Source organism: Halomonas sp. Cn5-12, from assembly GCF_021532545.1.
Lineage (GTDB): Bacteria > Pseudomonadota > Gammaproteobacteria > Pseudomonadales > Halomonadaceae > Vreelandella > Vreelandella aquamarina.
In genome coordinates this window covers 1-11,936 of sequence record NZ_JAKGAY010000022.1, presented here as the reverse complement: position 1 = coordinate 11,936, position 11,936 = coordinate 1, and the positions used below count along the sequence as shown (strand labels likewise).

Annotated in this window: 8 protein-coding genes; 4 read left to right on the top strand and 4 right to left on the bottom strand. The window is 56.7% G+C overall.

Going from position 1 to position 11,936, the window contains the following annotated elements:
• Nucleotides 1-135: 135 nt before the first annotated feature.
• The gene (locus L1249_RS12330; protein WP_235253623.1) at nt 136-2,178 is read right to left on the bottom strand and encodes a TonB-dependent receptor family protein; all 2,043 of its coding nucleotides are present in this window, start codon (nt 2,176-2,178) and stop codon (nt 136-138) included.
• A gap of 186 nt (nt 2,179-2,364) precedes the next feature.
• Here L1249_RS12330 and L1249_RS12325 point away from each other — a divergent pair, with 186 nt between their 5' ends.
• Nucleotides 2,365-2,538 (top strand): YqaE/Pmp3 family membrane protein, encoded by a 174-nt coding sequence (locus tag L1249_RS12325; RefSeq protein WP_044629799.1) that lies wholly within the window; start codon nt 2,365-2,367, stop codon nt 2,536-2,538.
• A 234-nt stretch (nt 2,539-2,772) separates the two neighbouring features.
• Here L1249_RS12325 and L1249_RS12320 read toward each other — a convergent pair whose 3' ends face one another.
• Complete coding sequence (locus L1249_RS12320; RefSeq protein WP_074210970.1) at nt 2,773-4,038, bottom strand: dicarboxylate/amino acid:cation symporter; 1,266 nt, start codon at nt 4,036-4,038, stop codon at nt 2,773-2,775.
• Nucleotides 4,039-4,513: 475 nt separating this feature from the next.
• On the opposite strand from L1249_RS12320, the gene L1249_RS12315 reads away from it, so the two are divergent.
• Nucleotides 4,514-4,720: a cold-shock protein gene (locus tag L1249_RS12315; protein ID WP_009095703.1), complete on the top strand. Its 207-nt coding sequence runs from the start codon at nt 4,514-4,516 to the stop codon at nt 4,718-4,720.
• A gap of 107 nt (nt 4,721-4,827) precedes the next feature.
• On the opposite strand, the gene L1249_RS12310 is transcribed toward L1249_RS12315, so the two are convergent.
• Nucleotides 4,828-5,682, bottom strand: a complete 855-nt coding sequence (locus L1249_RS12310) for a putative RNA methyltransferase (RefSeq protein ID WP_235253622.1) — start codon at nt 5,680-5,682, stop codon at nt 4,828-4,830.
• Between the two features lie 193 nt (nt 5,683-5,875).
• Here L1249_RS12310 and L1249_RS12305 point away from each other — a divergent pair, with 193 nt between their 5' ends.
• Entirely contained in the window at nt 5,876-9,349 is a 3,474-nt protein-coding gene (locus L1249_RS12305) for an acyl-[ACP]--phospholipid O-acyltransferase (protein ID WP_235253621.1), read from the top strand.
• Between the two features lie 41 nt (nt 9,350-9,390).
• Here L1249_RS12305 and L1249_RS12300 read toward each other — a convergent pair whose 3' ends face one another.
• The gene (locus L1249_RS12300; RefSeq protein WP_235253619.1) at nt 9,391-11,160 is read right to left on the bottom strand and encodes a mechanosensitive ion channel family protein; all 1,770 of its coding nucleotides are present in this window, start codon (nt 11,158-11,160) and stop codon (nt 9,391-9,393) included.
• A 367-nt stretch (nt 11,161-11,527) separates the two neighbouring features.
• Here L1249_RS12300 and L1249_RS17580 point away from each other — a divergent pair, with 367 nt between their 5' ends.
• Nucleotides 11,528-11,833 carry a hypothetical protein gene (locus tag L1249_RS17580; RefSeq protein WP_328284147.1) on the top strand — a complete coding sequence of 102 codons (306 nt, stop codon included), beginning with the start codon at nt 11,528-11,530 and terminating at the stop codon, nt 11,831-11,833.
• Nucleotides 11,834-11,936: the final 103 nt, after the last annotated feature.

Genomic DNA, 11,936 nt, shown 5'->3' with positions numbered 1-11,936 from the left:
AGCGGCCTCCCACAGCAGACTTACCAAGCGTAACTGATAGATCAATACTTTAACTGACTGATATGGCGGCCATAGGCCGCCCTTTTTGCATCTGGCGCTACCTGAACCCTGAGTCAGCCTTAAGCATAGCCAGCGTTAAAAACTCAGCTCGACACCACCATAAACGCTGCGCCCTGGTGCGGGTTCGTAAAAGCGTCCAAAGGTGCCGTTCAAGCGCACATTGGAGTAGTGCTCTTCATCCAGCAGATTTCGCAGGCCCACATAAGCGCTTAGCCGAGTCTGTTGGCTCAGTTGCCAGCCGTCGCCCACCCGTAGGTTCACCAGCCAGTAGCTATCCACCGACGTCTCGTTGGCGTTATCGGCCACCAAGTCACCGACGTATTCGGTCTCTAACGTGGCGAAGCGCTCGTCAAGGTTCTCCCACGTTAGCTGGTTCACCCAGGTTTGTTCCGGCAGGCCGGGAATGCGGTTGCCATCGAAGCGTTCAGAAGGAGTGGCAAACTCGTCGAACTCGTAGCGCGCCAGGGTCAGCGCACTGTCCAAGCGCCACTGGTCGGCCAACTGCCACCCCAGCGCCAGCTCGACACCATCACGGTTGGTATCCCCGGCGTTCTGGTAGAACGTACGGCCGCCTTCGTCGTAGGGTACCAGCTCATCGCGCACGCGGACGGAGAAGAGCGCGACATCGTAATCCAGCGCCAGCGGCTCGATGTAACCACGCAGCCCCACTTCACGGTTCCAGGCTTTTTGCGGCTCTACGCTGGGGTTGAAGCCACCGCCAGCGGGGTTGGCAAACTCAGAGAACGTCGGCGTCTCGAAGGCCGTGCCGGTATTGATATACGCTTGGTGCTGCGGGCGATAGCGGTAGCTCAGCCCGGCAGAGCCGCTCCATTCGTTGAAGGTGCGCTGGCCGCTCTGGTCGCCATCGGCGGCAAAATCGTCGTCGACATCGAGATCTACCCGGTCAAACCGCGTGCCCAACGACAGCGTCAGCAGCTCCGACAGCGCTAAATCCCCCTGGACAAACACGCCAGTGGAGGTCGCGGTTTGGGTTTCATCCGCGAGCGGCTCGCCCACCGCCCCTTGGGGATTCACATCGTTGCGGAAGCGGTCATCTTTCTGGCGTGCGGCATCCACCCCAACGATGTAATTCAGCGGCAGGTTGCCTAGCGTTACCTCGTGGTGATATTCGGCGCTAGCGCCCATGTAATCGCGCTGATAGCCCAAGCGGCTGCTGCCCACAAACGGTAGCTGTTGCTCAAAATCCCGCTGAGCGATAAAGCCTTTCAGGTACAGCTCGCCCTCCCCTGCAGACAAATCCTCGTATTGCAGGCCGATCAACTGCTGGTCGACGGTTTGACCGGCATCTAGCGCCAGCGAGTTCGGTGCGGCTTGGTCGCGCCCTTCGGCCACCTCGCGGGCGTTGAGCGCGCCGGGGTCTTCCGAGCGGGGGTTATCCAGCAAGTTGATGATGGCGGTGAGTGCCCGATCGCTGCCCAGCTCACGGCGCAGCTTGGCATTGAGTAGATACTTCTCGGTGGAACTCTGCTCCCGGTAGCCATCTACGTTCAGCCCGGTGAGGCTGATATGGTGCGACCAATCCCCCTGCACGCCGCCATTTTGCAGCGCCACTTTCTGGTAGCCATCGCTACCGGCACCCATGCGCAGCCGAGTGCCGGGGTTGTCGCGTCCATCGGCGGTGGTGATGTCGATCACGCCACCCGCCGCGTTGCCGTAGAGCACCGAGGACGGCCCACGAATGACCTCAATGCGCTCAGCGCTATCCAAATCAATCGCATCTAGCTGGGCCTGCCCATCCGGCAGCGTGTAAGGAATACCGTCCACCATCACCGTAATGCCTCGCACCCCAAACGGCGCACGGGCACCAAAGCCGCGAATCGAAATACGCTGCCCTTGGGCAAAATTATCGCGGTTCTGCAGGAAAACGCCCGGCACCCGGTTGAGCGACTCATCCAAACGCACCCGTTGCTGGCCTTGGGCAATGGCGTCTTGATCTATCGTCGAGACCGCAGCAGGCGTGGCGTAAAGCTCACGCGCCAAGCGCGGTGCGCTGACTTCTACAGTGGGCAGCACGGCTTCTGTATCGGTTTGTGCCCATACGGGGGCGGCAAAAGCGGTGCTGAGTAACAATAATGAAGGAGGGAGATAGCGAGTCATGGCATCCTTTCCAATGAAAAACCCCAATGAATCATCAGTGAGCGCTCAACGTTATGACGTTCATCGGGGAACGGCTACGTAAAATGGTAGTGGTATGATGGAGTGACTAATTAGCCAAGTGTAGGGATTAGTTCTACACTGGCGGCTGGGCAACATTATACTAACGGTGTAAGCAAAGGAGGCTACATGGCGTTTACCGCGACTGACCCGATCAAGATGATTTTTGCGGTTATCTTTCCCCCGCTAGGGGTGTTTTTTGAGGTCGGTTTCAAAGGACACTTTTGGCTCAATATCCTGCTGACGCTCTTTGGCTTCATTCCAGGCATCATTCACGCCTTCTACGTCATATTGAAGCACTAGCCTCTCTCATTGCGTAATCTCTTATTGCGTCATTAGTTTAACAAACGCCGCCTTGCATTGCGCAAGGCGGCGTTTGTTAAACTCTGGTTGAAACGGCTTAGGCGCTGACTAATACGCTGCCAAAGGGTCCATCACCGGCGTTGAGCGCCTCTTCTGCTAGCGCCACGGCGCGTTCTAAGTAGCGATACTCATGATCGTAAACCATGCTGACCTCCCCTATCGTCTGAATACGGATTAGCCGTTCTCCACCGCGTGGCCGCCTTCTTCATCAGGCGCTTCAGCCAGCGTATGCCCTTCACTTCGGGCAATCACGGTCGTTCCGACCAAGTCTCCCGTGACATTCAGCGCTGTTGCACCCATGCCTACCAGGGCATCAATGGCGGTTAATAGCGCCACGGTTTCAATGGGCAGGCCTACTTGAGCAAACACGGTGGCAATCATGATAATGCCCGCCCCCGGCACCCCAGCCGTGCCTACCGTCACCAGCGTGCCGATCAGCACAATCTGCACCATGCTCATCAAATCCAGAGGCGCGCCAATCACGTTGGCGGCAAACACCGCTGAAATGGCAATACGGATGGCGGCACCGTCCATATTGAGCGTTGCTCCCAGGGGCAGGCTAAAGCTATAAATGCTTTTCGGGATGCCTAAACGCTGCGCGGCGTTAATCGTGACAGGCAGTGTGCCGGAGCTGCTTTGGGTTGCAAACGCGGTGGCCATCGGCGTGCGCGCCTCACCAAAAAAGCTGCGTAACTTCACGCCAAACAGCAGCATCACCGCGCAGTAGATCAACAGCTGTGCGCCGAGTGCGATGTACAGCACCATCACCATGTCACCCAACGAAAGAAGCGTTTCCATCCCCTGCTGGCTCACCGTTTCAGCAACAATGGCAAAGACGCCAATGGGCACAAAATGCAGCACCCCCGACATCACCTTCAGGGTCACCTCGTTTAACCCTTCAATAACTTGATAAAGCTGCTCGCCAAGCGCGTGCTGCTGCTCAGATTGGCGCATTTTCAACAGCGCAATCCCGAACACCAGCGCGGTAAAGATGATGCCCAGCATATTGAGCTCGGCAAAAGCGGCCACGATATTGCCCGGCACGATATTGAGCAGCGCATCGACCACACCGGGATTCTCGGGTACCGAGAAGCTCGCGCTGTCGTTGAGCGTCATGCCGCTGCCTGGGCTAAATAGCGTTGCCACGGTTAAGCCCACCACAATGGCGAATGCAGAAGAGGCCAAATAGTAAATAAACACTTTGCCGCCAACGCGCCCTGCGCTTCCTTCCCGAGACTGATTCACCCCTACCATGAGCGTAAACAGAACAATCGGTACGATGAGGAAAGTCAGGAGACGTAGCAGTAAATCACCCAGCGGTGCCAGCCAAACGGCCACCCAGTCACCGCCCACAATACCCACCAGAACACCCATCACCAGCGCGATGGTGACGCGCAAAATGAGCGACGCTTGAAGGTAGCGCTTCCATAAATATGTCATTGAATGCCCTGTTGGTTTAAATCAGGTTGGTATAAATCAATGGAAAACCACGTCATGTAGCATCATCGCGGGTTGCCAAACCAGCGTGGCGTTTGCTTGAGCTCCATTACGCCGACTAAATAGCTTAGCATGGAGTCTCCCGCCACTTTAGCTAGGATAGACGGCGTGCCCCTGCTCAACACTATTGACTGGAGCCATCATGAATACGATCAACGCTAAAAGACGATAGCACCTGGAAAATGGGTTGGAAGTAGCGAACCTACCACTCGCTGCCCTATGAAAATAAATGCAGAAAGGCTTTGACCTAGGCTAAGAAGCATGACACTGTAGCGTCAGTTGGTTAGCAAGCAGCATGGTTTCAGAAGTGTACGATCTTTTTCGGCAGCCTGATATTGTATTCCTTGTTTCACCCGCTACTTCATCTGGGTAATACCAGGAACTTTATTACGGCGCTTTAGCGCAAAGGATCTACACAATGGCAACTGGCACAGTTAAATGGTTTAACGACACCAAAGGCTTCGGTTTCATCGCTCCTTCTGACGGTGGCGACGACCTGTTTGCACACTTTTCTGAAATTCAGTCTGACGGCTTCAAAACCCTTCAGGAAGGCGCTAACGTCTCTTTTGACGTTACCCAGGGTAAAAAAGGCCTTCAGGCTTCTAACATCAAGCAAATCTCCTAAGTCCTATCTTTCTAGATAGCACTGAAAAGTTTGCTAGAACCCTCACCCATTAGGTGAACGGTTCAAACAGAAAGGCCCGCCTCGGCGGGCCTTTTTGCGTTTGGGTATTAAATCCTCTCCCATACGATTAGTTGAGCATCAATAGTCAGCGTTAGCTGCTCCAAGTTAGCTGCTCGCTCGCGCCCCTCCGCACTGGCACGATACAAATGCGGCGTCATGGTCAGCAAATCGCGGATAACGTCTGCCCCTTCTAATGAAATAGCGTAGCGAATCTGCTCGGAAGCTCGGTGAACAAACCCTTCCGATACATCAGGCGCTTTCTCACGTGCAGGTTTTAAGGTGGGATAAATAATTTCCCGCAGCTCGCGCAGGTGCTCCGGCCCCGCTTCTACTTGAAGCAGTTGCCCGCCCGGCTTAAGTACACGTGCAAACTCACCGTATACCGGAAAGCCAAACATACACAGCACGCTATCCAGCGTTGCTGACTGCACCGGCAATTGGGCGTTACTGCCCACTACCCAACGGCTGATCGGTGCGTGCTTATCGTCTTGCTTCGCCGCCGACTGCACCGCCCACTTCGAGATATCCAGCCCCATCAGTGAAAGCGCCTGCACGTCTGGCAGTTGTTGGGCCAACTGGCGCAGGTAGTAACCCTCGCCACAGCCTGCATCCAGGCAACTGTACGTTTCTGCCTGCTCACAGTGGCGCATCACCGCCTGGCTAAGCGCCTTTGCTATAGGCGCATAGTCACCCGCCGCCAAAAAGCGCTGGCGTGCGGCCACCATGGCTTTGCTATCACCAGGGTCGGTGGAGCGTTTCTGCTGCACTGGTAGCAGATTGATATAGCCCTGTTTCGCCACATCGAAACTATGGTTTGAGGCACACCGCCACGTGCCACCTTCCAACTGGAGCGGTTCGCCGTCTAATGGGCAGGCCAAGGCCTGAAAAGGGGTACGATTCATCGGAAGTTTCTCGTGACGGCTTTTTCTGGTGTGAATAGACGGGCAATATGCTGACACATCATCGATGGGCATCAGGCATCTAAACATTAACGATACCGGAAAGCCCATATAACTCAACTTGAACGGTGAGCGTTGCAACACTCACCCCGTTTGCCGACAGTGCGTTAACTTTCGGCGACTAAGGCAACATACCATGCAACCTTTGCTGCGCATCGCGGGCGCTTGGCCCTACTTGATGGCCATCTTTCTCAATGCCTTTGTAGATCTCGGGCACAAAATCGTCATTCAGAATACGATTTTCAAAAGCTACGATGGCGCGACCCAGGTCGTGCTTACCGCTCTGGTGAATGGGCTAATTCTGCTGCCGTTTATTCTCCTCTTCAGTCCAGCAGGCCATATTGCCGACAGCACGCCCAAAGTACGTGTGCTAAGGCTCTCCGCCTGGGCGGCGGTGGCGGTGTCGCTGGGCATTACCGCCGCCTACTACCAGGGCTGGTTCTGGCTCGCTTTTGCGATGACGCTGCTGCTGGCTATTCAGTCTGCATTCTACTCACCCGCCAAGTACGGCCTAGTGAAAGGGCTGTTTGGTAAACCCCGGCTAGCCGAAGCCAACGGGCTAGTGCAGGCGGTTACCATTGGTGCGATCCTGGCCGGTACGGTGGCGTTTACCGCCCTGTTTGAACACTGGGTCACCCCCAGCGCCAGTACGCCAAGCGACCTACTGCGCCATATCGCTCCACTGGGCTGGCTACTGGTGCTTAACAGCGGCCTGCAGGTCGTCGCCCTCTATCGGCTCAAACTAGATGAAGCACAGCCTGCGGCTACCCCGCTAACGTGGGCACGCTACCGCAGCGGCACTGCGCTAAAAAACAATCTGAGTATTCTTGCCCGCCAGCCGGTGCTGCGGCTCTCCATCATTGGGTTGGCGACGTTCTGGTCGGTGGGGCAAGTGCTGCTAGCCGCTTTTCCCGCCTATGCCAAAGAGGCGCTCAGCATTGAGAACACGCTGGTGCTGCAAGCCATTCTCGCCGCCAGCGGTATCGGCATTGCTCTCGGCTCGCTGTTAGCCAGCAAGCTCTCCCGCAACCGTATTGAAACCGGGTTAATTCCGCTGGGTGCTGTCGGGGTCGCCGTCGGACTTTGGTGCCTTCCTCTCCTCACCACGCCCACCAGCCAAGCGCTCAACTTTGTGCTCATCGGCATGATGGGCGGGCTATTTATCGTGCCGCTCAACGCATTGATCCAGTTTCATGCGGCGGATCACGAGCTAGGCACCGTGCTGGCCGCCAATAACTGGATCCAAAACCTTTCGATGCTGGGCTTTTTGGTGCTCACCGCGCTGTTCGCGCTGGCGGGGGTCGATAGCCATTACCTGCTGCTATTGGTCGCCAGCGTGGCGATGGTGGGCGGTGGCTACACCATTTTCAAACTGCCCCAGAGCTTAGTGCGCTTCATTCTCAGCTTCCTGCTTACCCGCCGTTACCGCGTAGACGTTCACGGGCTGGAAAACCTGCCCGCCCAAGGCGGCGTGCTGTTGCTGGGCAACCACATTAGCTGGGTAGACTGGGCGATGGTGCAAATTGCCAGCCCGCGCCCGGTGCGCTTTGTGATGCTGAAAAACATCTACCAGCGCTGGTACCTACGCTGGTTCTTTAAAGCGCTGGGCTGCATTCCCATCGAGCGCGGCGCTGGGGCCGAGAACGCGCTGGCCGCCGTGGCCGAGCAGCTCAACGCAGGGGAAGTGGTTTGCCTGTTTCCCGAAGGAGCGATTAGCCGCAACGGCCAGCTGGGCGAGCTGCGCCGAGGCTACGAACGCGCCTGCAAACACGCCCACCCAGACGTGCGCATCGTGCCGTTTTACCTGCGTGGCCTGTGGGGCAGCCAATTCTCCCGCTCGTCTAGTAAACTCAAAGAGCTACGCAATGCGCCGCTGCACCGCTCTGTGGTAGTCGCCTTTGGTAAACCGCTGCCCAAAGACACCCCCGCCGACGTACTCAAACGGCGTATCTTCGAGCAGGCGACCCACTCGTGGCAACACGCCATGGAGGAGCTGCCTTCGCTGCCTGAGGCCTGGATCAACAGTGTCAAACGCAGCCCAAGCGCCCCAGCGCTGGCCGACACCTTGAACCGCTCACTCAACGCAGGTCAAGCGCTCACCGCTAGCCTGCTGCTCGCCAAGCGTTTTCGCCACCGTAGCCTCAACGAATCGACGCTTGGCCTACTGCTGCCTACCAGCACTGCTGGGGTACTGGCCAATATGGCCACACTGCTCGCGGGCAAAACGCTGGTGAACTTGAACTACACTGCCAGCCAAGCTGCCCTTGCCTCTGCGCTGCAGCAAGCTGATATTCGCACCGTCGTCACCTCGCGCCGCTTTATGGAAAAGCTGAGCCAGCGGGGGCTGGCGGTGGAATCGCTGCTAGAAGGCAAGCAGGTGATCTATTTGGAAGATCTACAGGCGGGGATCTCCCGGTTTGAGCGCGTCACTACGTTTCTTGCCGTGCGCCTGCTGCCCGCTTGGTTGTTACAAGCGCTGTTCTGCTATGGGCGGAATGCGGACGCCACGGCGGCCATTCTGTTCTCCAGCGGCAGCGAAGGGCAGCCCAAGGGTGTGATGCTGAGCCACCGCAACCTGATGGCCAATATCAAACAGACCTCCGACGTGCTCAATACCCAGCACGACGATGTGGTCATGGCCTCGCTGCCGCTCTTTCACGCGTTCGGCTTTACCGTCACCCAGCTACTGCCATTGATCGAAGGGCTACCGCTGGTCAGTCACGCCGACCCCACCGATGCCCCAGGTGTTGCCAACGCGGTGGCCAAGCATAAAGCCACCATTATGTTCGGCACCTCCAGCATGCTGCGCCTGTTCAACCGCAGCCCAAAGGTACAGCCCGCCATGCTGGAAAGCCTGCGTATTGTGGTGGCTGGTGCCGAGAAACTGGATGACAGCGTACGTGAAGGGTTTGCGCAAAAATTCGGTAAGGCGATTTATGAAGGTTACGGCGCGACAGAAACCGCTCCCGTGGCGGCCGTTAACCTACCCGACGCCGTCGGCGTTCACTACCAGCAGGTACAAAAAGGTAATAAGCCCGGCACCGTGGGTATGCCGCTCCCCGGCACCAGCATTAAGGTCGTCGATCCAGAGAGCTTCGAGGAGCTACCCACCAACGAGCCAGGTATGATTGTGATCAGCGGACCACAGGTGATGCAGGGCTATCTCAACGACCCCCAGCGCACCGAACAGGTCCTCAAAAGCTTCGACGGCCAGCGCTGGTACGTTACCGGCGATAAAGGGTTTATCGATGAAGATGGCTTTTTAACACTGATCGACTGCTACGCCCGTTTTGCCAAAATCGGCGGCGAAATGGTCAGCCTCAGCGCCGTCGAAGCCGCGGTCAGAGCGGTCGTCGACGACCCCAACATACCGCTGATGGCCGTCAGCCTGCCCGATGCAAACAAAGGCGAGCGCATCGTCCTACTGAGCGAAGCAGCGCTGGACGCCAAAACGCTCAAAACCGCCCTGCGTAGCCACGGTACGCCCGCGTTAATGATTCCCAGCGACTGGCTCACCGTGGAAGAGATACCTCGTCTGGGGTCAGGAAAAGCAGACTTTGCTGGCGCGAAACGGCTTGCCGAAGCGCAGCTGGCGGCTGAATCATCTTAGTAAAAAGGGCAGCGGCATGGCCGCTGCCCTTTCTGGCGAACTTACTCAGCACCGCCGTCCGGTGCGTCACTTGAGTCGTTTGACTCACCGGTTTGTCCAGTCGCACCTTTCTGTTGGCCGCTTGATTGTCTAGCATGCTCCCCACGCGCAATATCATGATGGCTAATCACCACCACGTCGCGGGGCCACCACTCGGGATGTTCGTCGCGGATATAGGCCATCAGCTTCTCACGCACGTTCATCTCAGCGGTCCAGCCCGCTAGCGGGTCCGAGGTCATTAAGTAGCAGGTGACCGTTTGTGCGTGGGAAGTTTGGCCGGTGACGTAGCAGAGCAGCTTATGGTGCTCAATCACGCACTCCTCTTCCTTGGCAAACTCTAAAAACTTCTCGCGAACCTGGGAGATATCGGCACTCAGGTGCAGGGTTAGCTCCAAGAAGCGGTACATTTTGGTGCTTTTCACCGAGAGGTTTTCTAACGGTTTGGACGTAAAGTACGTGACCGGCACGATCAACCGCCGCTCATCCCAAGAACGCAGCCGAATGAAGGTGTAGAAAATCCCTTCCACATAGCACCACTGCCCTTCGAAGATCACCAAATCGCCAATGCGGATGGGCTTGGCCAGTGAGAGTTGGAACGACGACAGAATATTGCCCAGCACCGTCTGCCCCGCGATACCGACCAGCACGGCCAACACACTGGCCGAGGCCAGAATGGACAGGCCCAACGATTCGAACAGCTGGATTTGCCCCAGCACATACACCGAAACCGCCACCACGGTGATTAAAATAATCACCCGGCGCAGGGCGTAGAGTGAGGTCAGCAGCCGGCGTTTGTCTTTGGGTTTGGTATCGTCGATTTCCCCCACCAAGCGGCGGGTCATGCGCAGCATGATGGTATCGACCAACCGCAGCGCAATAGTGCCTGCCCCCCAGGCCATGATCGCGATCAGTAGCACCCTAAACGTCGTGGTCGCTACCGCTGAAAACGACACCACGTAATCCAGCAGCATCTGGGTGAACAATGACACCACAATGAACGCGACGGGCACGCCAATTTGATCAGCAAAAATGGTCGAGAGCCCGGAGGGCAGAATGCGCGCGACCAAACTGACAAGGTAATACGTTGCCACTCCCACTAAGCCAATCGTGATCAGAAAAATAGGGATCGCCAGCCACTCCCAGATTTTCAGCACGCCAAACGACGCTTTGAAGCGTTCGGGAATATAGCTTTCCAGCATGGAGGGGCCATACTCCTCATACAGTGCGGGAATCGACGACACGCTTTCCGGCATAATCAACCATACGGGGTCTTCCTCGCCAACACGGTAGCGGCCTAAGCGCACATCATAGGCTTGGCCTTCTACCTGCAACGCAGCCAGTTCAATGTTGCGCCGTGGCTCGCCAGCCAAAGGGTTTTGGCCAGACGGATCCTCAATAGCAGCGTCTTGGCGGCCAGGCAAATTAGAAGCGTTCAGCCACTCGCCGCGCCTTAGCACTTCCGCCAGCTGTTTGGCCAGCTCGGCTCCCCGCGTTGACTGCTCGCTAGGATCAACGTCTGCTAGGTTCAACAAATGCGCCGCATCGGCGTAATTTTCCTCTTCGGTGAAGTTTAAAAAGCTGCGGATCGTTTCCCGTGGCGACATACGCTTCGCCTCTTCGGGAACTTCACCCAACCCTGTGTTGATCGCATCCATGGTGAACCAACGCGGGTTCTCGCTCTCATCGCCTTGCGTTTGCGCCATGCCAACGCTAGAGAACAGTAGCGTGACGACCAGCACACCCCAAACGGGCCACGAGCTGTAATTTTTCATACTTGCCTTATTCAGTAAAAGTGAGCCAATACCCGCCATCAACCAACGGCTTGTGCCGCCCGCCCATTTAAATCAGTGGGCTATCCGTGTCGATGGTTGGTCAAAGTACAGACCACGTTACCCTATCCGGCAAGCAATCGCGGCTCTAGCGCTTGGTGGCGTAAGGCGAAGGCAAGAAATGGCCGCTTAGTTTTTCACTCAGTTTTCCAAATTTCCTAGGCGATTAAACGCGTCGTCATACAGCGCGGTGAGCAACAGCTCGTCGATGGCATGAGCCACTCCATGGACGACATGAGCATGGAGAGCGATCACATGGACTCCACCGACAGCATGAAAGAGTAACGCCCCTTTCGAGAGCCAGGAAGCTATGACGCGAAACGTACTGATCATCGAGGATAACCCAGGTATCGGCGAGCTGGTTCGTATGTACGTGGCCGAGCTGGACAGAGTGCTGAGGCTGGAAATGGAAGCAGAAGACTATCTCACGAAGCCATTCAGCGTGGCAGAGCTTTCCGTCCGGGTAAAAGCGCTGTTTCGGCGAGTGGATGCTATGGCGTCCGCCTCGCTTGAAAAAATCAGGGCGTATCTTTCTGCCTACGTCTACCGGCTCATTCACCGTGTAAAGCCTGAGCCGAGAGCGCTAAGCGTGGATCGAGTAGACATCATGGATTGACCTGCCCCTCCTCAACGTCGTGGATTACGTTGAGGTAGGGACCAAAATGCAGAGCCACTATTGAGGGAGGCAGGTCATGAAACAGTCTAACGCAACTCAGCAA